This is a genomic window from Streptomyces sp. NPDC032198 (genome assembly GCF_040636975.1).
GTDB lineage: Bacteria > Actinomycetota > Actinomycetes > Streptomycetales > Streptomycetaceae > Streptomyces.
This window is the reverse complement of record NZ_JBEZVL010000016.1, coordinates 177,219-198,822: the sequence shown is the minus strand read 5'-3', so window position 1 is coordinate 198,822 and position 21,604 is coordinate 177,219. Positions and strand designations below refer to the sequence as shown.

Here is a 21,604-nt window from a genome sequence, read left to right as displayed (position 1 = left end):
TCCCACTTCGCCGTCACAGTGAGCTGGGCACGACGAACAGGCCCCATGTGACGAGGGGGCCGACCACGCTGATGCCGAGCCCCCAGGCCATCAGCCGGCGGAAGACGAAGTCCCGTTGTTCCGCCGGGGTGTTGGCGGTCACGAGTGCTCGGCTGGTGGAGAAGGGGGAGGCGTCCACCACGGACGCGGAGATGGCCAGGGCCGTGACGATGCCGCAGACCAGCAGGACGGTGGACCATGCGCACCGGTCCACGGCGCCGGTGACCGACTTCGGTGAGACCAGGCACAGGACAACGGTGATGGTGAGTGCCATCAGGCCGACGTCGAGGTCGAAGAAGAGCGCTCCGGCGACGAGGCTGAGCAGTCCGATGAGGGTGAGTGCGCGCGGGCCGTCGAGCCTGAGGGGCTCGTCCGGCTTCGTGGGTGCGGCGGTCGCGGTGACGGCGGGCGCGCGGCGGGGTGCTGTGCCCGCCTCGCCCGCCTTCACCAGTTGGCCGCCGGGCGGCGCCGCGTCGTCGTGGCGCTCGCCGCCGGCGTTGTACGCCTCGGCACGTTGCCCGAGCAATTGCCGTCCACCGAAGGCGAAGAAGACGATGACGCACAGCGCCACGTTGAACAGGAACGAGGCGGTGAACAGGAGGGCGGGCCAGACCGTCGGACCTGGCCTGGTCCTCGATCTGTCCCGCCACATGAACCGCATCGTGGGGCTCGACCCGAGCAGCGGACGGCCCTGGTCGAGGCAGGCGTCGTACAGGACCAGCTCAATCGCGCGGCGAGTCCGTGGGGGCTGATGTCGTGGTCGCCACGGGAGTCTCCTGCCGCCAGCAGATCTTCCACGGGACCGAGCGGAACGCCTGGCATCCGGTGCAGTTGCTGTGGGAGGCGGTGGAACCGGCGTGAGCGCGAGGGTGGCCGCGGTGCACGAACACCGCGGCCACCCTCGCACCCTGCCGGGTCAGGTCACGCGGCTGCGTGGGAGCCACCCGCCCCCGCGTCGCCCGCCTCATGGTGGATCGGCGACCCGGAACCGGTCAGCGGAGCCCCCGTCCCGCCCCGGCGCGCCGCGACGATCTCGGCCGCTATGGACAGGGCGGTCTCCTCCGGGGTACGGGCCCCGAGGTCGAGCCCTATCGGGGAGTGGAGGCGGGCCAACTCCTCTTCGGTGACGCCCACTTCACGCAGACGCTTGTTGCGGTCCTCGTGGGTGCGGCGTGAGCCCATCGCGCCGACGAAAGCGACCGGAAGGCGCAGCGCCACCTCAAGGAGCGGGATGTCGAACTTGGCGTCGTGGGTGAGGACGCACAAGACCGTGCGGCCGTCGGCCGCGGTGTCCCGGAGGTAGCGGTGCGGCCAGTCGATCACGATGTCATCGGCCTCGGGGAAGCGGGCCCGCGTGGCGAAGACCGGACGGGCGTCGCACACGGTCACGTGGTAGCCGAGGAACTTGCCCGTGCGCACCAGGGCCGCGGCGAAGTCGATCGCACCGAAGACGATCATGCGGGGCGGGGGCACGCACGACTCGACGAACACGGTCAGGGGCTGGCCGCAGCGCGACCCGCTCTCCGAGACGTCGAACTCGGCGGTGCGACCCGCGTCCAGCATCGCGCGGGTCTCCCCCACCACCGTCCGGTCGAGGTCCGGGTGCCCTTCCAGACCGCCTTCGTACGAGCCGTCGGGGTGGACGAGCACGACCCTGCCAATGAGTTCGGCGGGGCCCCGGGCCACGCGGGCGAGCGCCGCGGCGTCCCCGCGGGCGGCGGCCGAGATCGCCGCCGCGAAGACCTGCCTGCCCGGCGCGTCCGCGCCCAGCGGCGTGACCAGGACCTCGATGACGCCGCCGCAGGTCAGGCCGACCGCGAAGGCGTCCTCGTCGCTGTAGCCGAACCGCTCGCGCACGGTCATGCCGTCCTGGAGGGACTGGACGCACAGCTCGTACACCGCTCCCTCCACACAGCCGCCGGAGACCGAACCGATGACCGTGCCCTCGCTGTCTACGGCGAGGGCGGCGCCGGGCGGGCGCGGCGCGCTGCCGCCCACCGTCACGACGGTGGCGACGGCGAAGTCCCGGCCCTCCTCGACCCAGCGGTTCAGCGTGTCGGCGATGTCAAGCACCCGGGGCTCCTCCCGCGTTCAGGACACGGTCGGGACGGATGGGCAGATGGCGGTGGCGTACGCCGGTCGCGTGCCAGACCGCGTTGGCGATGGCCGCGGCGGCTCCCACGATGCCGATCTCGCCGATGCCCTTGATGCCGACCGGGTCGTCCTCGTCGGTGTCCTCCACCCAGTCCGCCTCGATGACCGGCACATCGGCGTTGGCGGCGAAGTGGTAGCCCGCGAAGTCGGCGCCGACGTGGCCGCCCGTCGCCTGGTCCCGGTGGGCCTCCTCGTGCAGGGCCATGGACAGGCCCCAGATCATCCCGCCGACGAGCTGGCTGCGCGCGGTGAGCGGGTTGATGATGCGGCCCGCCGCGAAGATGCCGAGCATGCGCCTAACCCGCACCTCACCGGTGGTGACGTCGACGGCGACCTCGGCGAACTGCGCGCCGTAGGAGTGGCGTTCCTTCTGCGCGAGGGCTCCGACGGCCGCGGCAGTGTTGGACCGCACGGTGATTCCCTGCGGCGGAATGTCACCGCCCAGGGCCAGTTGCTCCCGCAGGTCGGCCACCGCTGTCCTGACGGCCCAGCCCCAGGAGCGGGTGCCCATCGAGCCGCCGGAGATCGCCGCCGGGCCGAAGTCGCTGTCCCCGATGCGCACCTGGACGCGGTCCTGGGGCACTTCAAGGGCTTCCGCGGCGATCAGGGTCAGCGCGGTCCGTGCTCCCGTACCGACGTCCGATGCGGTGATCCGCACCGTGAAGGTGCCGTCGGCCTCCGCCGTCACGGCCGCCGTGGACGGCGAGACGATCACCGGGAAGGTGGCCGCCGCGGTGCCGGTGCCGAGCAGCCAGCGCCCCTCGCGCCGCAGGCCGGGACGCGGGTCGCGATCCGCCCAGCCGAACCTGTGGGCCCCCTCCTGGAAGGCGGACAGCAGATTGCGGCTGGCGAACGGCAGCCCGGAGACGGGGCCCACGTCCGGTTCGTTGCGGGCGCGCAGCGCGACCGGGTCCACACCGCACCGCTCGGCGAGTTCGTCGAGCGCGGACTCCAGCGCGAACGATCCCGGAGCCTCGCCGGGAGCGCGCATGAAGGTCGGCGTCGGCACGTCGAGGCGCACGACGCGGTTGACGCTGCGGTGGGCGTCGGATGCGTACATCGGACGCCCGAACCCGGCGCTCCCCTCGACGAATTCATGGACCGTCGACGTGAGGCTGTGCGCCTGGTGGTCGACGGCGCGCAGCCGCCCGTCGACGTCCGCGCCGAGCCTGACGCGCTGGGCGGTGGGGCTGCGGTAGCCGGTGAGCGAGAACAGCTGGCGGCGGCTGAGGACGACCCGGACGGGCCGGTCGAGCAGCGTCGCCGCCATCACGGCGGCGATCTGGTGCACGCGTACGCCCTTGGAGCCGAAGGCGCCGCCGATGTGTTCGGAGCGCACCCGGACCGAGGCCCGGTCGAGCGAGAACAGCTTCGCCAGCTCGTCCGCGATCCACATGCTGCTCTGGTTGGAGTCGACGACTTCGAGGCGTCCGCTGTCCCAGCGCGCCATCGCCGCGTGCGGCTCCATCGAGCCGTGGTGCTCTTCGGGCGTGGTGTACTCCTCGTCCACGACATGCGCGGACGCGGCGAGTTCGGCCTCCAGGTCGCCCTTCTCCTTCAGCGTGCCGTCGCCGTCCGGCGTGTACGTGCCGGGGTGCTCGGCGGAGAACGCGACGTCGTGCGGCTCCTCCTCGTACCGCACCACCAGCGCCTCGGCGGCCTCCCTGGCCTGCTCGGAGGTCTCGGCGACCACCAGGGCCACCGGCCAGCCGACGAAGGGCACCCGGTCGTGCTGGAAGACCTCGAAGATCGGGTCGGGGGTGCCGACGATGCTGACGTAGTCCGTGTCCACGCGCGGTGCGTTCCCGTGGTGCAGGACGGCCAGGACGCCGGGCATCTCACGCACGGGGTCCGACTCGACGGAGAGGATCCGGCCGCGGGCGATGGTGGACAACACCAGCCAGCCGTGGGCGAGTTCGGCGAAGGGGATCTCTCCCGCGTACCGGGCCGCGCCGGTGACCTTGTCCAGGCCCTCCACGCGGGTGTACGAAGCGCCGACGGTGCCCGACGCCGCGCCGGACGGGGTCGTCTTGGTCCGCGCCGTCATCGGGCGGCCTCCTCGGTGAGCTCGGTCAGCAGGGCGACGACGAGGTTGCGCATCAGCGTCACCTTGTAGCCGTTGTCGGGCAGGGGCTTCGCGGCGGCCAGCTCGGCGTCCGCGGCGGCCGCGAACGCTTCGGCGCTCGCGGGACCGCCGGTCAGGGCACGCTCGGCCTCCCGTGCGCGCCACGGCCGGGACGCGACCGCGCCGAAGGCAAGACGCACTTCGTGGACGACGCCGTCCCTGACGTCGATCGCCGCGGCGATCGAGCCGATCGCGAAGGCGTACGACGCGCGCTCGCGCACCTTGCGGTAGCGGGAGTGGGCGGCGACCGGGGCGGGCGGCAGGGTGACGCCGGTGATGAGCGCACCCGACGGCAGCGCGGTCTCCAGGTGCGGGGTGCTGCCCACGGAGAGATAGAAGTCCGCGAGCGGCAGTTCGCCGGTGCCCTGCGCCGTCTCGTACGAGATGACCGCGTCGAAGGCGGTGAGCGCCACCCCCATGTCGGAGGGGTGGACGGCCACGCAGTGCTCGGTGGCGCCGAGGATGGCGTGGTTGTGGTGCTCGCCCTCGATGGCGGGGCAGCCGCTGCCGGGGGCGCGTTTGTTGCACGGTTTGGACAGGTCGGCGAAGTAGCCGCAGCGGGTGCGCTGGAGCAGGTTTCCGCCGACGGTGGCCATGTTGCGCAGCTGGCCCGACGCGCCGGCCAGGACGGCCTCCGCCAACGCCGGGTAGCGGCGCCGTACTTCGGGGTGGGCCGCGAGGTCGCTGTTGGTGACGGTCGCGCCGATCCGCAGCCCGCCGTCGTCGGTGGCCTCGATGCGGTCGAGGGGCAACTCGCGTACGTCGATGAGCAGTCCGGGCCGCTCCACGCCGGTCTTCATCAGGTCGACGAGGTTCGTGCCGCCGCCCAGGAAGCGCGCGTCGGGGTCGGTACCGAGCAGCGCGACCGCGCCGGGCACGTCGACCGCCCGCTGATAGCCGAATTCCCTCATGCCACGGCCTCCGCAGCCTCGGTCTCGGCGGCTGCCGCCCGCGCGACCGCCTGGACGATCGACACATAGGCGCCGCAGCGGCACAGGTTGCCGCTCATGCGCTCGCGGATCTCGTCCGCGCTGAGTTCGGGTACGCCCGCTTCGGGCCGTACGTCGGTGGTCGCGGCGCTGGGCCAGCCGGCCGCGTGTTCCTCGATGACCGCGATGGCCGAACAGACCTGTCCCGGCGTGCAGTAGCCGCACTGGTATCCGTCGAGGTCGAGGAAGGCCTGCTGCACCGGGTGCAGCCGGTCCCCGTCGGCCACGCCTTCGATGGTGGTGATCTCCCGTCCCTCGGAGGCGACGGCGAGTTGCAGGCAGGAGACGGCACGGCGGCCGTCGATCAGCACCGTGCAGGCGCCGCACTGCCCTTGGTCGCAGCCCTTCTTCGTGCCGGTCAGATCGAGGCGCTCGCGCAGGGCGTCGAGCAGGGTGGTGCGGTGGTCGACGGGCAGCGTGTGCTTTTCGCCGTTGATGTTCAGCGTGATGGCGCTGGACGTCGTTGGGGCCACGATCAGCCTTCTTTCACTTCTGTCAGCTTTTGCCAGCTTTTTTCACGTACGAGCGTGAACGTCATGCGGGGGCTCCCGGAGGGAGGAGTTCGAGAGGGGGTGGCGCCGTGCGTCAAGGGGGTCGGCTCGGGGCATCTGTGGCGTGGGCGGCGAGGGAGAGGTCCACGGCCCTGTCGGCCGACCTCCCCACCGGCCGCGCCTGCCGGTATGGTGACCCTAAGCGGACAGCTGTCCGTTAGCTTCAGAATTTAACGGACAGCTGTCCGCTTAGCAAGAGTGGCCCGGGCCGCGATTCTCGGGAGGAGGACGAGTGCATCAGAAGAAGGACGCCCTGCGCTCGGACGCGCAACGGAATCGCGAGCGCATCCTGGAAGTGGCGCTGGCCGAGCTGACGCACTCGGCGGACGCCCCGCTCAGCACGATCGCCAAGAAGGCGGGCGTCGGCCAGGGGACGTTCTACCGCAACTTCCCCAACCGCGAGGCCCTCGTCCTCGAGGTCTACCGCTACGAGGTCCAGCAGGTCGCCGACACCGCCTGCCAGCTCCTCGACACGCGTGCCCCCGACCAGGCCCTGCGGGAGTGGATGGACCGCCTCGCGCAGTACGCCATGGCCAAAGCGGGCCTGGCCGACGCGATGCGCAAGGCCACCAGCACCCTCGGCACGCTGGCCGGGGTGGGCCACGGGCCCGTGACCTCCGCGGTCACGCTCCTCCTGAAGGCCAACGAGGAGGCGGGCACCATCCGCCCCGGCCTCACCCCCGACGACTTCCTGCTCGCCATCGCGGGCCTCTGGCAGATCGACCCGCACGGCGACTGGCAGTCGCGCGCCGGACGGCTCCTTGACCTGGTCATGGACGGACTGCGCGCGGGAGCGCCCGGGCGCTCGGCGGGAGCACCCGGGCACTGAGCCCGCGTACGGTCGTCGGGTCCGGGTCAGCGGGCTCGGACGCTCCTGGTCAGTGGCCCCGTGACGCACGCGGCGGCGACCAGGATGACGAAGGCGAGCATCAGGGCCGTGGTGTAGCCGTGCACGGAGGCCGCCGTGGGAGTGGCGTCCGCGGTGGACGCCAGGTACGAGGCGGTGGCGCTGGCCGCGACCGTGTTGAGCAGGGCGGTGCCGAGCGCGGCTCCCAGTTGCTGGGAGGCGTTGTAGGCCGCCGCGGCGGCTCCGATGTCGTGCGGCGGCACGTCAGCGGTGGCCAGGCTCGCGGTGGGCGGCAGGACGCAGCCGAGGCCGAGGCCGGTCAGGATCAGCGCGGGCACCAGGTACAGCGGAAAGACGTCCGCGCTCTGCGATGTCAGGCGGGTCAGGAGGAACATCCCCGCCGCCGCGGCCAGCAGCCCCGGCACGATCAGCGCGGCGGGCGCGACGCGTCCGTGGAGTTTCCCGGCGATCAGCGTCGCGCCCACCAGAGCGGACACGGCGTTGATGATCAGCGTCAGACCCGCCTCGACGGGTGAGTAACCGAGGACCGTCTGCGTGTAGTAGCTCATGAACAGGTAGAAGCCGAACATCGCCACGAACAGCAGGGTGATGGAGACGAACGCACCGGCGCGGGCCCGGTGCACGAGCACACGCATCGGAAGCAGCGGGCGCGGCGCCCGTACCTCGACGGCGGCGAACACGGCGAGCAGCAGGAGGCCGCCCGCAAGCAGGCCGACGACCTTCGGTGACCCCCAGCCGAGCGGCTCCGCCTCGTTGAAGGCGTACACGATCGCGGCGAAGCCCGTGGCGCTGAGCAGGGCCCCCGCCACGTCGAGCCGCCCCTCGCCCCGCGCCGGCCGGTCCCGTGGCACGAACGTCGCGCCGAGCACGGCGAGCAGGGCGACGGGGACGTTGACGTAGAGGCACCAGCGCCAGCTCGCGTACTCGGTGAGCAGGCCCCCGGCGACCAGGCCGACCGCCGATCCCGCGGCACCCACCGCGGCGAACACGCCGAAGGCCCGGCCGCGTTCGCCCGGCTCGGTGAAGGTGATCGTCAGCAAGGAGAGACCCGCGGGTGCGAGGAGCGCGGCGAACACCCCTTGCAGGGCTCGCGCCCCGAAGAGCATCTCGGGGTTCACGGCCGCCCCGCCGAGCGCGGACGCGGCGGCGAAGCCGATCAGGCCGACGAGAAAGGCACGCCGGTGACCGAGCACGCTGCTGACCCGGCCGCCGATCAGCAGCAGTCCGCCGAAGGCCAGCGCGTAGGCGGTGATCGCCCACTGCCGGCTCGCGTCGGACATGTCCAGTGCACTCTGCGCGGAGGGGAGCGCGATGTTCACGATGGTGCCGTCGAGGACCACAAGGAGCTGGGCCGCGCTCACCGCGAGGAGCGTCCACCAGCGCGGCCGGGCGGGAACGGGGGTGCGGGCGGGGGCGCCACGTCCCCTTGTCCCACTGGCTTCTGGGGCATCAGCGCACAGCTCTGCCCCGGTCAGTTCGTCATCTGCTGGATTCATGACTTCAAGTGTTTCGTTGAACTCGCCCCGGAGACTTTCGGTCACTTCGCGTCGGCCCCTCGGGCGTATCACGCTGTGAACCCTCAAGCCCGGTTGCACCCCGCCGTGACAGAATCGCGGCCTGAACAGCGGCAATGAGGGTGTGAGCGCAGTGAGACGGCGGACCAGGACCGGCACATGGGACCGCTTCGTGGCATCGGACCCCGGACTTCTGCGGCTGATGGCGGGGCTGCGGACGGTCGGCGCGATCGCGCTCACGCTCGTCGTCCTCGCCCTGCTCGGCACCGACGTGACGCACATGGTCGCGGGAGCCATGACCGCGATGGTCTCCACCTTCGCCATCAAGGAGAAGGAGGTGCGCGGCCAGGCGATCACGCTCGCGCTCGGGCTGCCCGTCGCGATCGCGGCGATCTCCCTGGGCGCGCTGCTGCACGACCAGGTCATCGCGGGTGACATCTTCTTCGTCGCGCTGATCTTCGGTGCCGTCTACAGCCGCCGGTTCGGCGACCGGGGCACGGCCCTCGGCCTGATCGGCTTTCAGGTCTACTTCGTCTCGCTGTTCGTGGGCGCCAGCACGTCCGCCCTGCCCAGCCTGTATCTGGCGCTGGCCGTCGCCTTCGTGTGCAGTGCCGTCGTACGGTTCGCCGTCGTGCCGGAGACTCCCGGGCGCGATCTGGGGCGGCTGCGCGTCGCCTTCAGGGCACGGCTCGCGCAACTCGTGGCCACGCAGATCGAGCTCCTGGACGCCACCCCGGAGCAGTTGGAGAAGGTCCTCGCCGAGCTGCGGCGCGGCACTTCCCGGCTGCACGAGACCGCCCTGATGATCCAGGGCCGCCTCGAGGAGGGCACCCCCGACGCGGCCACGGCGACCCTGGTCCAACGCCGTGTGGCGGACGCGGAGATCGCCGCCGAACGCCTCGGCGTACTCCTCCTGAACGCGCGCAGCGCCGAACGCGCGGACACCCTCACCCTGCACCTGCCGTACGCGCCCGTGCCGGCGACCGGAACGCGCATCCGCGCCGAGGACGACGCGACCGTCACCCTGCGCAGGGACCTGAAGGCGCTGCACCTGCTGGTCGGCCGCCCGGTCGCCGACGACAAGGGCACGGCACTGGCCCACGTGCGCAACCGGCTGCTCGGCTACCGCGACGAGGACAATCTGCCGCGCGCCTCCATGGCCGTCCAGGACGTCTTCCGTGGCATCGGTGAGGCGGCCCGAGCCGTCCTCGGCCTGCGGATCGCACTCGACGGTCCTCAGGACGAGTCCGACGACTCACCGGCGACGACCCGCTCCCGCGAGGAGTTCGACGCCGAGGACATCGCGATCGCCGGTGCCGAGGACATCGCCGAACCCGAGGAGGACGACCGCACCGGGCTGCGGCGCCCCACCACCAGGGCCGCGTTCCAGGTCTCGGTGGGCTCGACCCTGGCCATCATCGGCGGCGAGTTCCTCTCCACCCAGCGCTGGTACTGGGCGGTGCTCACCTGCTGGGTGGTGTTCCTCAACACCGCGTCCACGGGCGAGATCCTGGTCAAGGGGTACCGACGGCTCCTGGGCACGGTGCTCGGGGTGGTCGCCGGTGTGGCGCTTGCCGGGCTGGTCGGCAACCACACATGGATAGCGTTCGCGCTGGTCCTGCTCTTCATCTTCGCGATGTTCTTCACCGCTCCCCTGTCGTACGCGCTCATGTCCTTCTTCGTCACGGCGATGCTGGGCCTGCTCTACACGCTCCTGAACACCTACAGCCTCTCCGTGCTCTGGCTGCGCATCGAGGAGACGGCGCTCGGAGCCGCCTGCGGCATCATCGCGGCGGTCCTCGTGCTTCCGGTGCACACCGACCGCCGCACCGACGAGCTCCTGAACACCGTCCTGACCCGGCTCGCCGACGTCATCTCCGCGTCGGTGGAGCAGCTCAGTGGCGGTCCGGCGGCCGATCTCCTGGACAAGGCGCGGGACCTGGACACCGCGCTCGACGATCTGCGCGCCTCCATCCAGCCGCTGACCCACCCGATCACCCCGCTGCGGGGCCGCCGCAGGACCGCCCGCTATCTGGTGGCGCTCCTGGAGACCTGCGCCTACCACGCCCGTTCCCTGGCGGCGACGGCCGAGCTCGTGCCGTACAGCAAGAACGTCGCGGCGGATCCGCGTCTGGAGCGGGCCGGTCTGCGCATCGCCCACAACATCGAGATCATCGCCGCCTACGTGGAGGACGACAAGGCCACGGGCGAGGTCGAGTCGGGTGCCAGCATCGCCTCGATGCTGGAGGCCGAGGGCTCCGGCGCCCCGCGCTCGGGCACCGTCACCTACCGCGTGCTGCGCCATCTGCAACGCCTGGACGAGGGTGTGGTGGGCCTCGCGCGGCCTCTCGACGTGCCGGTCGCGGGGCGGTCGGGGAAGGCCGCGCGGGTCTGACCACCGGCTGGTCAGGAGGCCATCAGCTCGGCCGCGAGCTGAGCCTGCGTCAGTTCGCCGGTCAGTTCCGGCCGGGCGATGGCGTCGACATCGCCGAAAGCGTACGTACGCGGCGCTCCGGAGCTGAGCCGCCGCGCAGAGGTCCGTCGGTGGCGGTTCAGTCCAGCAGCCGCGAGCGCAGACGCTCGATCAGGGCGTCGTCGACTCCGAGCTCTTTGACCGCGTAGTCATGCACCGAGCCGTAGGTGGCGGTCAGGTCGGCCAGGAAGAGGCGCATGATCTCTTCGGGCGCCCGTCCGTAGCCGGGCCAGTTCAGGGCCCGGCCCGGGTGGGCCGCTTTCCAGTCCGCGATCAGCCGGTCCGTGGCCAGCTCGGTGAGGGCGAAGTCCGCGGCGATGTCGTCCTCGTCCACGCCGAGCAGCGCGAGGACGAGCGCGGCGAGCAGTCCGGTGCGGTCCTTGCCCGAGGCGCAGTGGAAGACCTGCGGGGTGCTGCCCGAGGCGATGACCTCCAGGGCCTGGTGGAGCTCCTCCGCGCCGTCGAGGGCGACTTCCGCGTAGCGGTCGGCGAGGTAGCGCCACGGGTCGAGGCCGGGGTCGATCTCCGCCTGGTCGTAAGGGCGGTGCTCCACGCTGAGGTTGACGTAGGCGAGCCCCTCCGCCTCGGGCACCCGCCCCTTGGCCTCGATCTCCCACGGGTAGCGCAGGTCGATCACGGTACGGACGCCCAGCGAGAGGAAGCGGTCCCAGTCGGCTCCCCGCAGCTTGGCGAGCGAGTCGGCGCGGTACAGACGGCCCCAGCGCAGCGTGCGCCCGTCAGCGGCCCGATAGCCGCCCAGATCCCGGAAGTTGTGCAGGTGCTCGAAGTCTATGTGTCGTCTCACGTGCGAAACCCTACGGTGTGGAGCCCGTGAAGAATCGGCGCCTACACCGGCACCGGCACCGGCAGGGACTCCAGCAGGAACGCTGCCGCCTCCCGAAGGGGCGCGGGGATGCCGGGACTCCTGAGCAGATGGGATGCCGTCCGCCCAAGCGTCTGAGTCGTCCGTACGGACCCGATGCGGGCGGCGCGGGGAGCGAGCGCGGCGATGAGATCCTCCGCTTCTCTCCAGGCTCCGGCTCGTGCCAGTGCGGAGAGGAGCTGCGCGGTGAAGAGACTCCGGTAGGCGGGGCCCGGCGCGGTGGCCGCCTCGTGCAGCAGGGGAATGGCCTGGTCCCATCGGTGCAGCCGGGCCAGCACCCAGCCCTGGTGGCCGAGCAGCTCGGTCGAGTCGATCCACCAGGCCCAGTACGGATCGTGGCGCGAGATGCCGTCGAGGAACCGGCTCCGGGCGCGGGCCATCAGGTCCATGGGCTCGCGGTGGCCGCCGAGCAGGGCGATCGCGTGCGCCTGGCGGATCATGACGAGGCTGCTAACCCTGGCGGGGAGCGCTCGCGCGCCGTGCACGCGGGCCGCGGCCTCAAGGGCGGCACGCGGCGCTCCCGTATGGGCCTTGAGCATGCTGTCGTTCAACAGGACGAAGCGGGCGGTCCAGCGGTCACCGCAGATCTCGGCCAGGGCCAGCGCCCGTGCGTTCATCCGGTGGGACTCGCGGTAGAAGCCCGCGTCGAAGAGGATCCACCCGATGACCTCGCACAGCTCGGCGAGGGCCGCGAGCCCCTCACTGCTCCTCACACGGAGGCCAAGGGGATCGGCGGACAGCTCCGGGATGCGCCGCATGGCCGCGCGAACGGCGGGCATCGCGGAGACCGCGCCGGTCGTGGCGTCGAGGGTCACGAGACGCTCGATGGTGCGCAGCGACAACTCTGGGGTGCGGAGGGCCGAGGAGCTCACCCCGCCATGATCCGCCATCCACCGACGCCACCGCCAAGGGGTTATGTCCCCACTGCAGAGTCTGCACCACGGGGTCAGCGATACACCTCGGTGGAGTGCGAACGGCCCACATCGCGGACGACTTCCAGGGCCAGTACGCGGTCGAGGTGGGCGAACGTCTCGAACTTGGCGCCGCTCGGCACGTCGACGGCCGCCTCCAGATCGCCCAGCAGCCGCAGCACGGCCGGGGTGTCGAGGCCGTTCTCCAGGGCGGCGCCGGCTCGTTCCACGAACACGGCGGGCATCGCCTTGGACGGCTCGTCGGCCCAAGCGGCCACGGCCTTGCGCCAGTTGGCCAACTTCTCGCGGGCTGCGTCGACGGCCTGCGCGGAGACGTCGACGGGTTCGTGGTGCGGGTGGCTCAGCAGGAGCAGCCGCAGGGCGAGCGCGTCCGGGTCCCCTTCATCGGCTGCCCGGCCCGTGGTGGTGGCCTCGCCGATGTGGAGTGACAGGCCGCCCGCGCCCTCGTACGTACGGCTGGTGAGGTGGACGGCAGGCGGCCCGCCGAGCGCTTCGGCGATCTCGTCGGCGGTGCCGTGGGCGTCGGCCGGACGGATACCGGCCGCGTCGGCCGACGCGGCCGGTGGGCACGTCCACCCGATGAGGACGGTCCGGCCGCGCAGCTCCACGACGCGGGCCAGCACATCCGCGACGAGGAGCACGCGCAGACCGGTCAGGTCGTCCGGGTCGTCGGCCGACGGCGCATGGGCGCACATCCGCAGCGGTCCGATCCCGGCCAGGTCGTCAACGATGCTCAGCACACCTCAGAGACTAGGCGTACCGCTCTTCGATTGGCACCTGGCGGGAGCGGCCCGGCTCGCGTGTTCTCCCTCAGGCGGGTCCACTCAGGCGGGCCCGACCCCGCCCGTGCAGGCCGCGCCGGGCTCGGGAGTCTGCTTCCCCTGGACGTACTTGCCCAGGAACTGCTCGACCCTCGGGTCGGACGCCCTGTCCACGGTGAGCTGGCGGCCCCAGGCAGTGAGCGTGAGGGCGGCCTTCTGCTCCTTGACCGGGCTCATCAGCGTGTAGGGCGTCGCGCTGACCTTCTGGCTCAGCGTCTTGATGTCGCCGGTCGCCGCCTTTTCGTTGTACGTGATCCAGACGGCGCCGTGTTCCAGTGAGTGGACGGCGTTCTCCTCGCCCAGCGGCTTGTCGTACACATCGCCCTGGCAGTTGGCCCACGCCTGGCTGTGATCGCCGCCCGCCGCCGGGGTCATCGGGTAGTCGACCTTCTTCGTGACGTGATCGCGTCCGAGCTTCTTCGCGTCCCACGACTTCTCCCCCTGGACGGGGGCCTGCGCGACGGCGTTTTCCTTGTCCTTCTTCTCCGACGCGTCGAGCAGGACGTACAAGCCGAATCCGGCGACCCCGGCCAGTACGGCCACACCCGCGGTGATGGCGATGACGCGGTTGCGGCGGTCGCGCGCCTGCTCGGCGCGGCGCAGTTCCTGTATACGGGCCTTGCGTGCGGCGGAGGTCGCGGCCTTCTTGCCAGTCTTGGAGGTGCCCATGTCCGGGGGTGTCCTTGTCCCCGCCGTGCCCGGGGCACGGCGGTGCTGATGGTGTGTGAGGTGATCGGCGGGAGCGCGCGACCGCGACCGTGTCCGTGCCCGGACGGCGGGTGCGGCGGCGCGGAGGCCCGGCCTAGGTCCTCTGCACCTGAAGGACGTGGAGATCCGGGGCGTGCCGGTGAACGGGCGTCCGCGGTACGGGATGTGCGGCGACCGGGGGCGCGGAAAGGCCCGCCTCCGCCAGCGTCGTCGGCACCGAAGGATCGGGGGCCGGGAGCGCGATCGCCGCTGCGTGGGTGGCCGAAGCGCACTCGTCCCTGGGAGGACAGCTGTGGCCGGTCGAGGGGCTGGGCGAGCGGCCGGGCGCGGCTTCTTCGGCGGGTGCCGAGCCACCGCCGCCAGCCGGGGGCGTAGACATGGCCGCGAACGAGATCGCGTCGCGGGCGCCCCGCTCGTCATGATGCGCCGAGGAGCCGAAGCACACGCACAGGACGGCCAGCAGGGTGGCCAGGCCGACCCCGAACACGGCGCAGCGCGCGGCGGTCCGCCGCTCTCCGTGCACCGTTTCCCGCAGCCCTGACGCCATGGCCGCAGATAGTAGCCGCTGCCCGATCAGCGCCGGGGCTCAGGGCGGTGCCGCCCCCGCGTGGACCCTGGCGCACCCAGCGCTTGCTCAGACCCCGTGGTGTGCGAGGACCTTGTGCGGATCGGGGGCTCCGGGCACGACCGCCGGGTCTGCGTGCACCAGCGCCGCGGTCAGCTTCGGCACCGCGTGCAGCAGGGCATGCTCCGCGTCGACCGCGACCTCGTGCGCCTCCCGCACGGTCAGCTCCCCGTCCACCACGACCGCCACCTCGGCGCGCAGCCGGTGCCCGATCCAGCGAAGGCGCAGCTCGCCGACGCCCCGTACGCCGGGAACCGTCAGGAGTGCCTCCTCCGCCGCGTCGACCAGGGCCGGGTCGACGGCGTCCATCACCCGGCGGAAGACCTCGCGCGCCGCGTCCCGCAGGACCAGCAGGATCGCCGCGGTGATCAGCAGGCCCACGATCGGGTCGGCGAGCCGCCAGCCCAGGGCCGCGCCGCCCGCGCTCAACAGGACGGCGAGCGAGGTGAATCCGTCGGTCCGGGCATGCAGACCGTCGGCCACCAGGGCGGCCGAGCCGATCTCGCGGCCGACGCGGATGCGGTAGCGGGCAACCCATTCGTTGCCGATGAAACCGATGACGGCAGCGGCGGCCACGATCCAAAGGTGTTCCAGGGCGCGGGGGTTGAGCAGCCGGTCGACCGCCGCCCAGGCCGCGAAGGCGGCCGAGGCCGCGATCGTCAGAAGGATGACGATGCCCGCGAGATCCTCGGCGCGGCCGTAGCCGTAGGTGAAGCGGCGGGTGGCGGCCCGCCGGCCCAGGACGAAGGCGATGCCGAGGGGGATCGCGGTCAGCGCGTCCGCCGCGTTGTGCACGGTGTCGCCCAGCAGCGCGACCGAGCCGGTGAGCACCACGATCCCCGCCTGGGCCACGGCTGTCACGCCCAGGACGGCCAGCGAGATCCACAGCGCGCGCATGCCGCGCGCGGACGTTTCCAGTGCCGTGTCGACCTTGTCCGCGGTCTCGTGCGAGTGCGGCTTCACCAGGTGTCCGGCCTTGTGCCGCCATCGGGCCAGCCGCCCACCGCCACCGGACTCATGGCCGTGCTCGTGATCGTGGCCGTACTCGCGACCGTGGCCATGAGCGTCGTCGTGGCCGTGGCCGTGTGCCTGGTGGTGCTCGTGCGAAGGGTGCGGGTGTCCGTGCTGCTGACTCACGACTACGGCCTTCCGACGCGGGACGGAGAGTGGACACCTCGAGGTGTCCGCACCCATTATGTGCGTATGAGCGCACGCATGCACCTATCACCTGCGCACGATGCGCACCCGCAAGATCCGGGCGCCGAGCACTTCACTCATGCGGCCGAGGTCCTCGGCCTCCTCGCCGACCGCACCCGCCTCGCCCTGCTGCACACCCTCGGCAAGGGCGAGGCCGATGTCATGACGCTGACCGCCGCGTGCGGCGCGGCTCGCCCGGCGGTCAGCCAGCACCTGGCCAAGCTGCGCCTCGCCGGGCTCGTGTCCGTACGCAAGGAAGGGCGACGGATGATCTACGGCCCGCCAGACGGGCACCTGCGCCGGGTGGTCGACGAGGTCCTGAACCTCGCCGACCATCACCTCAGCGGCACGGACACCCACGACTGAGCGGGCGTCAGGCGTAGGTGCGCCTGCCGCGCCGGTGGGCGATCTCACCCAGCACGATGTCCACGGCGAGGAAGGCCGCCAGCGGGATGCCGAGCAGCGGCACGAAGTAGCCGAGCACGGCGACCGCGGCCATCAACGGGACCAGGACGTACGCCGGAACGTTCTGCCATGCCCCGCGCGGCAGCGGACGCCCGAAGGAATTGGCGCGCCCGCGCTGCCACCACATGCGGTATCCCCACACGATCATCAGGATCAGGCAGAGGGCGAGAGCGACGAGGGCAAGCTGGTTGGCGAGCCCGAACAGTGATCCGGTGTGTGCGTCGATGCCCCAGCGGGTCAGCTTGGCGAGCACGGGGAAGTCGGCGAACCTCAGCACCTCGGTGACTTCACCGCTTGCCGGATCGACGGCGACGGAGTCCTGCTTCTCGGGCCAGCTGCGCTGGATCTGCCGCACGACGTACGCGGACGACGCGTCGGCCGGCGGTACGACCTCCACCGGGTTGGAGAGCCCCTCGGCGCGGGCCGCCTTCAGGACGGCGTCGAGCCCCGCCCCGCCGCCGGCTCCGCCGCCCGAGCCCGATCCGCCGTGGCCCGCGTGTTCGCCGCCGCCCGCGGCGGCCGCCGTCAGCTCCGGCGTCGTCTGCCCGATGGCCTCGCGCAGGTCGCCGACGCTCTGTCCCGCGTACGTCGACCAGGTGAGCCCCGTCGCCGACAGGAAGATCAGTCCCGCGGCGGCCCACACGCCCACCGAGCCGTGCAGCGAGAGCGTGCGGCGACGGCCGGTGGTCCCGCGCAGCTTGCGCTGGGAGCGCCGCCGCGCGAACCACAGCACAAGACCGCCGCCCGCAATGACCCACAGCCAGCTCGCGGCGAGTTCGCTGTAGAGCCGGCCGGTCTCACCGAGGTGCAGATCGCGGTGCAGCTCGTCGATCCAGGTGCGCAGCGGCAGCGCGCCGGTGGAGCCGTACTGCTCCAGCGCGCCCCGCACTTCGCCGTTGTACGGGTTCACGAACACGGCGAGGGTGTGGCCAGCGTCGACACCCGGGACTCCGGACAGCAGTACGCGGGTCGTGGCGCCCTCCTCGGGCGAGGGCCGCACGGCGTTGACCGTGCCCTCGGGGTGCGCCTTGCGGGCGGCGGCCACCTGTTCCGAGATCGGCAGTTCGGTCTTGTTCTCGCCCACGGGCGCGCTGAGTTCGTGGGAGTACACGATCTTCTCGGCCTGGTACGAGCAGGCGTACAGGAGTCCCGTGGTGGCGGCGACGAGCAGGAAGGGTGCGATGAGCACTCCGGCGTAGAAGTGCAGTCGCAGCACGAGCGGACGCAGCGACGCCCATCCGGACCGTCCTGCGGAGGGCGGCGCCCCCTGGGTCTCCTGCCCGTCGTCCGGGGCGAGGAGTGTGGGTTCGGCGGACATGAGCTGCTCTCCTGGATGACTGGATGACGGTGGTGCGGATCGGCCGGATCGGGCCGGTGCAGGAGTCGGCCGGCGGGACGGAAAAGTTCCCGACGATCCGCACGAGCCGTGTGGTGCGCACCACAGAAGCAGGGGCGGGAGACGGGAGATGCACCCGGCCGGTGGACGGCGGGCGGCTCGCCGTCGTGGTTCGCTCCGCGGTGCCCGATCCGGCAAACTGCCCGGATGGACTATGAGTTCTGGAACGACATCCACACCCGCGGCGGCATCTCCGCGGTCAAGAGCGCACTGGAGGAGCTGGCCGAGCGCGGCTCCGCCGAGGACGTGGACGCCGCGATGGATCTGGCCTGCCAGGTCATCGCCGACGACACCGCCCGCCTGCAGGCCCGGGCGGACCAGGCCGAGGCCAGACTGCGGATGCTGACCGACGAGGCGCGTGAGGTGGAGCGGCAGGTCGACGCGCACGCCGCCGCCGAGGGGTCCGCCGGCGCATCGGGGCGCGCTGAACGTGGGTGACCGCCACCGGGCGTTGGACGACTGAGCCGCTCGGCGCACGGCGGTTTCGGCCCACACCGATCCGCTCATGGCTCCCTACCGCTCCTTCTGCCGCAACCACATGGACTACTACCTGCTCGTGGTGTGCGCCCCCGAAGCCTGACGCGCCCGACAACGCGGCAAGGCGCGGCCCGCTGACCCCGTGCGGGTCAGCGGGCCGCGCCTCGTCGGCGGAACCCGGCGTCAGCTCACGGTCACGTTGACGACCGGCGAGACGGTGGAGCCGCTCGCCACGCGCAGTTCGTTCTTGCCCTTGAGTCCGAGCTTGACGCGCATGCCGTAGCTCCCGGACGTGTTGGTGACCGTACTGGCGGGCAGGGCCTTCCACACGCCGTGCTGCTTCTGCTGCAGCGTCACCTTGCTGCCTGCCTTCAGCCCGGTGGCCTTGCCGGTGATGCGGAACTCCTGCCACGCGCGGACGTGGGTCACGGACGCCTTCGCCGTGAGCGTGGCCGGGACGGCCGGTACTGCTGCGGCGGGCGCGGGCTGCGCCGGCTGGGGCTCCGGGCCGGACCCGGCGGCGAGCGCGGCGGTGGCGGGAATCAACAGAACCGATCCGACGAGGGCGGAGACGGCGGTGGTGCGCAGAAGGCTGCGACGGTTGTTTCGCATGGCGGCAGTGATCCCCTTGTATGTCGGTCGGTACGCGAGCCTCGTCGTGCGACGAGCCGTACAACGAGGAACATAAACGTATGCACCCGACATTGCGATCACCCGGAGAGCGCGTAACGGAATCCGATAAAAACGGTCACGGCACCGCAACTGCCCACCCGCTCCCTCACGTTGCCTCCCGCCCTTGCGGCGGCCCGGTCACCGGCGGGTCAGATGGGCGTGGGTCGCCGCCTCGGAACTCAACAGTTCGGTCACCCGGTAGCCGTCGATCCCGTCGGCCACGTTGTCCAGCAGCCGCTCGCCCCTGCCGACGAGGAGCGGGACGACGACCAGGTGCAGTTCGTCGATCAGCCGCGCACGCAGATACTGCTGCACGGTGGCCGCGCCTCCCCCGATGCGCACGTCACGGCCCCCCGCCGCCTCGAAGGCGCGCGCGAGGACCGTCTCGACGGGCTCGTCGGTGAAGTGGAAGGTGGTCCCGCCGTCCATCGTGAGCGAGGGCCGCACGTGGTGGGTGTGCACGAACACGTCGTGGTGGTAGGGCGGGTTGTCTCCCCACCAGCCTCGCCACGACTCGTCCTGCCACGGTCCGCGCTGCGGCCCGAACATGTTGCGGCCCATGATGGTGGCGCCGATGTTCTCCTCGCTGCGCTCGATGTGCTCGACGTCGATGCCCGTCTTGCCGTCGGCGCGGTCGCGCATCGCGGCGATCATCCAGTCGTGCAGTCCCTCGATGTTGTCCCCGAACGGCTCGTCCAGGCGTTGGTGGGGTCCGGCGGCGAAGCCGTCCAGCGAAACGGTGACGTTGTGTACGCGGACCTTCGGCATGGCGTTCTCCTCCTCGGGGTTCCTGCTCTCATCATTGCGTCGAACGAACGGCCCCGGGATCGACACACGCGCGGAGGAAGGTGCGGAGGAAAGGTCAGATCCCCAGTACGGCCTTCGCCGTCATGAAGTAGATGATCAAGCCGGTCGCGTCGACGAGCGTGGTGACCATCGGGGTCGACACCACCGCCGGGTCGATCCGCAGCCGCTTGGCGAGGAGCGGCATCGCGCCGACGAAGGCTACACGGGCCCGGTGAACGCGCCTCGACCCGCGCGGGTCCGGCCGCGGATGAGGCTGATGAGTGACGGGCCACCGCGCAGGCACCAGAGCGCGATGACGGGATCACAGATGGCGCACCCCAGCGACGAGTCGTGGGCGAAGGGGATGATCGGATTGCCCTTGAAGTGGTGGACCAGGTCCCATCCGGTGTGGAGCAGCCAGCCGATGCCGATGAAGGTCCAGGACTCCAGGCCGCGGTAGGCGCAGTAGGTGACGGCGGCGGTGAAGAGGAACTCCCAGCCCCCGAGCCCGCCGCCGCTGAGGTAGGCCGCGCCCGCACCGGCCACCATGATCGCGTTGAGGCGGCGCCGGCGCGGTTCGCGGATCAGGGACATCACGAGGGCGTAGAGGACGCCGATCAGGATCGGTGCGACATATGGCATGACCTGCATGGAGTTCCTTCGGTGGTGGTGCGCGTCCGGTCGTCGCCGGGATCACCGCCGAAGCTATCCGGGCCCGCGCCCACCCCCCAGTGGCATTAATGACAGGCTCCAACGGAATAGCGCCATACGCCGTGATGCTTCCTCGCGGCGGTCCTCACCACCCCCCGGTCGCACTGTTGCGCGCCTCGCCGGCGGCCAGGACGGACTCGATCCCATGACGCCGTTCGCCCATGACCTGCTGGCAGTTGGCTGCTTCCACGGCCGGTCCGAAGGCTTCCGGGGCGCGCCGTGCCGCGACCGCCGCCGCGGTGTCGGCGGCCACGAGGTCGGCGTTGATCGCCACCGCTGACGTCATGCCGCTGGCTGCGGACACGATGACTCCGGCCACGAGGTCGGTGACGTTGCCCGCGGCCCACACTCCCGCGACACCCGTGAACCCGGTCGCGTCCGACTCCACGTGACTCCCCACACCCATCGGGTGGTCGACGCTCGTCAGGCCGAGCCCCGCGAGCATCGCGCCGCGCGCCTCGAACCGCGGTGCCACGGCGAGAGCCCGCACCGGGACGCGCCTGCCGGAGGCCAGGCGTACGCCGGAGAGCCGGTCGTCCTCGACGTCGAGACCGGCCACCTCCCCTTCGACCACCGCGATGCCACGGGCGGCCAGTTGCTCCCACTGCTCATCGGCCAGCTCGTCCGTGGTGTGCAGGAACAGGGTCACACCCGGCGACCACTGCCGGAACAACAGCGCCTGGTGCGTCGCCATCGGACCGGTCGCCAGGACGCCGATGGGCTGGTCGCGCACCTCCCAGCCATGGCAGTAGGGGCAGTGCAGGACGTCACGGCCCCAGCGCTCACGCAGGCCGGGGACGTCGGGCAGCTCATCGACGAGGCCCGTCGTCACCAGCAGGCGCCGCGCGCGATGGCTCCGCCCGCCCACGGTCTCCACGACGAATCGCTCGCCGGCTCGCCGGACACCCGTCACCAGGTCCGACACGATCCGCCCGCCGTACCCGGCGACTTCCTCCCGGCCGATCCGCAGCAGCTCGCCCGGCGCGAGGCCCTCACGGGAAAGGAAGCCGTGCACCCCGTCGGCGGGAGCGTTGCGCGGCTCTCCGGAGTCCACCACCAGCACGGAACGCCTGGCCCTGGACAGGGTGAGCGCCGCCGAGAGACCGGCCGCGCCGCCCCCGACCACCAGCACATCCACCTCTGCGTCGAGGCCTGCGCCTGTGTCCGTGTCCGTGTCTACGTTGTATCGCTCGTTCGTCTCAGTCATGCCGCTACGGT

The 21,604-nt window shown here is 71.6% G+C and carries 22 protein-coding genes; 4 read left to right on the top strand and 18 right to left on the bottom strand.

Annotated elements, in window-relative coordinates:
* Positions 1–13: 13 nt before the first annotated feature.
* From AB0E78_RS35500 to AB0E78_RS35480, 5 genes are all read right to left on the bottom strand, one after another.
* Positions 14–691, bottom strand: coding sequence for a hypothetical protein (locus AB0E78_RS35500; protein ID WP_361841735.1), 678 nt, complete (start codon positions 689–691; stop codon positions 14–16).
* A 269-nt stretch (positions 692–960) separates the two neighbouring features.
* Positions 961–2,112, bottom strand: coding sequence for an XdhC family protein (locus tag AB0E78_RS35495; protein ID WP_361841732.1), 1,152 nt, complete (start codon positions 2,110–2,112; stop codon positions 961–963).
* Positions 2,105–4,240 carry a xanthine dehydrogenase family protein molybdopterin-binding subunit gene (locus tag AB0E78_RS35490; RefSeq protein WP_361841729.1) on the bottom strand — a complete coding sequence of 712 codons (2,136 nt, stop codon included), beginning with the start codon at positions 4,238–4,240 and terminating at the stop codon, positions 2,105–2,107. Before AB0E78_RS35490 ends, AB0E78_RS35495 begins: the two co-directional genes overlap by 8 nt.
* Entirely contained in the window at positions 4,237–5,229 is a 993-nt protein-coding gene (locus AB0E78_RS35485) for a xanthine dehydrogenase family protein subunit M (protein ID WP_361841726.1), read from the bottom strand. The genes AB0E78_RS35490 and AB0E78_RS35485 overlap by 4 nt, the downstream gene beginning before the upstream one ends.
* Positions 5,226–5,780, bottom strand: a complete 555-nt coding sequence (locus AB0E78_RS35480) for a 2Fe-2S iron-sulfur cluster-binding protein (RefSeq protein WP_361841723.1) — start codon at positions 5,778–5,780, stop codon at positions 5,226–5,228. The genes AB0E78_RS35485 and AB0E78_RS35480 overlap by 4 nt, the downstream gene beginning before the upstream one ends.
* 310 nt (positions 5,781–6,090) lie before the next feature.
* On the opposite strand from AB0E78_RS35480, the gene AB0E78_RS35475 reads away from it, so the two are divergent.
* Complete coding sequence (locus AB0E78_RS35475; protein WP_361841720.1) at positions 6,091–6,687, top strand: TetR/AcrR family transcriptional regulator; 597 nt, start codon at positions 6,091–6,093, stop codon at positions 6,685–6,687.
* A gap of 26 nt (positions 6,688–6,713) precedes the next feature.
* Here the strand turns inward: AB0E78_RS35475 and AB0E78_RS35470 are convergent, their stop codons facing one another.
* Positions 6,714–8,222 carry an MFS transporter gene (locus tag AB0E78_RS35470; RefSeq protein ID WP_361841717.1) on the bottom strand — a complete coding sequence of 503 codons (1,509 nt, stop codon included), beginning with the start codon at positions 8,220–8,222 and terminating at the stop codon, positions 6,714–6,716.
* Between the two features lie 220 nt (positions 8,223–8,442).
* On the opposite strand from AB0E78_RS35470, the gene AB0E78_RS35465 reads away from it, so the two are divergent.
* Positions 8,443–10,635 (top strand): FUSC family protein, encoded by a 2,193-nt coding sequence (locus tag AB0E78_RS35465; protein WP_361841825.1) that lies wholly within the window; start codon positions 8,443–8,445, stop codon positions 10,633–10,635.
* Positions 10,636–10,792: 157 nt separating this feature from the next.
* Here AB0E78_RS35465 and AB0E78_RS35460 read toward each other — a convergent pair whose 3' ends face one another.
* The 6 genes from AB0E78_RS35460 to AB0E78_RS35435 all read right to left on the bottom strand — a co-directional run bounded on the left by AB0E78_RS35460 (position 10,793) and on the right by AB0E78_RS35435 (position 15,819).
* Positions 10,793–11,518 (bottom strand): tyrosine-protein phosphatase, encoded by a 726-nt coding sequence (locus AB0E78_RS35460; RefSeq protein WP_361841714.1) that lies wholly within the window; start codon positions 11,516–11,518, stop codon positions 10,793–10,795.
* Between the two features lie 41 nt (positions 11,519–11,559).
* On the bottom strand, positions 11,560–12,468 hold the full coding sequence (locus tag AB0E78_RS35455; RefSeq protein ID WP_361841711.1) for a DNA-binding protein: 909 nt from the start codon (positions 12,466–12,468) through the stop codon (positions 11,560–11,562).
* 74 nt (positions 12,469–12,542) lie between these two features.
* The gene (locus tag AB0E78_RS35450; RefSeq protein WP_361841709.1) at positions 12,543–13,268 is read right to left on the bottom strand and encodes a hypothetical protein; all 726 of its coding nucleotides are present in this window, start codon (positions 13,266–13,268) and stop codon (positions 12,543–12,545) included.
* Between the two features lie 84 nt (positions 13,269–13,352).
* Entirely contained in the window at positions 13,353–14,018 is a 666-nt protein-coding gene (locus AB0E78_RS35445) for a DUF3105 domain-containing protein (protein ID WP_361841707.1), read from the bottom strand.
* Between the two features lie 133 nt (positions 14,019–14,151).
* Positions 14,152–14,604: a hypothetical protein gene (locus AB0E78_RS35440; RefSeq protein WP_361841704.1), complete on the bottom strand. Its 453-nt coding sequence runs from the start codon at positions 14,602–14,604 to the stop codon at positions 14,152–14,154.
* 87 nt (positions 14,605–14,691) lie between these two features.
* The gene (locus AB0E78_RS35435; protein ID WP_361841701.1) at positions 14,692–15,819 is read right to left on the bottom strand and encodes a cation diffusion facilitator family transporter; all 1,128 of its coding nucleotides are present in this window, start codon (positions 15,817–15,819) and stop codon (positions 14,692–14,694) included.
* Between the two features lie 78 nt (positions 15,820–15,897).
* Here AB0E78_RS35435 and AB0E78_RS35430 point away from each other — a divergent pair, with 78 nt between their 5' ends.
* Positions 15,898–16,245 carry a metalloregulator ArsR/SmtB family transcription factor gene (locus AB0E78_RS35430; protein ID WP_361841698.1) on the top strand — a complete coding sequence of 116 codons (348 nt, stop codon included), beginning with the start codon at positions 15,898–15,900 and terminating at the stop codon, positions 16,243–16,245.
* A gap of 7 nt (positions 16,246–16,252) precedes the next feature.
* Here AB0E78_RS35430 and AB0E78_RS35425 read toward each other — a convergent pair whose 3' ends face one another.
* Positions 16,253–17,662 carry a PepSY domain-containing protein gene (locus AB0E78_RS35425; RefSeq protein ID WP_361841696.1) on the bottom strand — a complete coding sequence of 470 codons (1,410 nt, stop codon included), beginning with the start codon at positions 17,660–17,662 and terminating at the stop codon, positions 16,253–16,255.
* 225 nt (positions 17,663–17,887) lie between these two features.
* Here AB0E78_RS35425 and AB0E78_RS35420 point away from each other — a divergent pair, with 225 nt between their 5' ends.
* A complete protein-coding gene (locus tag AB0E78_RS35420; protein ID WP_361841693.1) occupies positions 17,888–18,178 on the top strand; it encodes a hypothetical protein in 291 nt (96 codons plus the stop codon).
* Between the two features lie 222 nt (positions 18,179–18,400).
* Here AB0E78_RS35420 and AB0E78_RS35415 read toward each other — a convergent pair whose 3' ends face one another.
* From AB0E78_RS35415 to AB0E78_RS35395, 5 genes are all read right to left on the bottom strand, one after another.
* Positions 18,401–18,829 carry a hypothetical protein gene (locus tag AB0E78_RS35415; protein ID WP_361841691.1) on the bottom strand — a complete coding sequence of 143 codons (429 nt, stop codon included), beginning with the start codon at positions 18,827–18,829 and terminating at the stop codon, positions 18,401–18,403.
* 198 nt (positions 18,830–19,027) lie between these two features.
* Positions 19,028–19,657 carry a dihydrofolate reductase family protein gene (locus AB0E78_RS35410; protein ID WP_361841689.1) on the bottom strand — a complete coding sequence of 210 codons (630 nt, stop codon included), beginning with the start codon at positions 19,655–19,657 and terminating at the stop codon, positions 19,028–19,030.
* Positions 19,658–19,751: 94 nt separating this feature from the next.
* A complete protein-coding gene (locus AB0E78_RS35405) occupies positions 19,752–19,880 on the bottom strand; it encodes a magnesium transporter (protein WP_361841687.1) in 129 nt (42 codons plus the stop codon).
* A 14-nt stretch (positions 19,881–19,894) separates the two neighbouring features.
* The gene (locus AB0E78_RS35400; protein WP_361841823.1) at positions 19,895–20,317 is read right to left on the bottom strand and encodes a DUF6010 family protein; all 423 of its coding nucleotides are present in this window, start codon (positions 20,315–20,317) and stop codon (positions 19,895–19,897) included.
* 154 nt (positions 20,318–20,471) lie between these two features.
* Positions 20,472–21,593, bottom strand: coding sequence for an NAD(P)/FAD-dependent oxidoreductase (locus tag AB0E78_RS35395; RefSeq protein WP_361841684.1), 1,122 nt, complete (start codon positions 21,591–21,593; stop codon positions 20,472–20,474).
* Positions 21,594–21,604 lie beyond the last annotated feature (11 nt).

Bases quoted from the DNA above. Each gene is read 5' to 3' on its own strand.
- AB0E78_RS35500 (WP_361841735.1), bottom strand. From the start codon at position 691: ATGTGGCGGGACAGATCGAGGACCAGGCCAGGTCCGACGGTCTGGCCC.
- AB0E78_RS35490 (WP_361841729.1), bottom strand. From the start codon at position 4,240: ATGACGGCGCGGACCAAGACGACCCCGTCCGGCGCGGCGTCGGGCACC.
- AB0E78_RS35485 (WP_361841726.1), bottom strand. From the start codon at position 5,229: ATGAGGGAATTCGGCTATCAGCGGGCGGTCGACGTGCCCGGCGCGGTC.
- AB0E78_RS35470 (WP_361841717.1), bottom strand. From the start codon at position 8,222: ATGAATCCAGCAGATGACGAACTGACCGGGGCAGAGCTGTGCGCTGAT.
- AB0E78_RS35465 (WP_361841825.1), top strand. From the start codon at position 8,443: ATGGCGGGGCTGCGGACGGTCGGCGCGATCGCGCTCACGCTCGTCGTC.
- AB0E78_RS35445 (WP_361841707.1), bottom strand. From the start codon at position 14,018: ATGGGCACCTCCAAGACTGGCAAGAAGGCCGCGACCTCCGCCGCACGC.
- AB0E78_RS35440 (WP_361841704.1), bottom strand. From the start codon at position 14,604: ATGGCGTCAGGGCTGCGGGAAACGGTGCACGGAGAGCGGCGGACCGCC.
- AB0E78_RS35430 (WP_361841698.1), top strand. From the start codon at position 15,898: ATGCACCTATCACCTGCGCACGATGCGCACCCGCAAGATCCGGGCGCC.
- AB0E78_RS35425 (WP_361841696.1), bottom strand. From the start codon at position 17,662: ATGTCCGCCGAACCCACACTCCTCGCCCCGGACGACGGGCAGGAGACC.
- AB0E78_RS35420 (WP_361841693.1), top strand. From the start codon at position 17,888: ATGGACTATGAGTTCTGGAACGACATCCACACCCGCGGCGGCATCTCC.
- AB0E78_RS35415 (WP_361841691.1), bottom strand. From the start codon at position 18,829: ATGCGAAACAACCGTCGCAGCCTTCTGCGCACCACCGCCGTCTCCGCC.
- AB0E78_RS35410 (WP_361841689.1), bottom strand. From the start codon at position 19,657: ATGCCGAAGGTCCGCGTACACAACGTCACCGTTTCGCTGGACGGCTTC.
- AB0E78_RS35405 (WP_361841687.1), bottom strand. From the start codon at position 19,880: ATGCCGCTCCTCGCCAAGCGGCTGCGGATCGACCCGGCGGTGGTGTCG.
- AB0E78_RS35400 (WP_361841823.1), bottom strand. From the start codon at position 20,317: ATGCCATATGTCGCACCGATCCTGATCGGCGTCCTCTACGCCCTCGTG.
- AB0E78_RS35395 (WP_361841684.1), bottom strand. From the start codon at position 21,593: ATGACTGAGACGAACGAGCGATACAACGTAGACACGGACACGGACACA.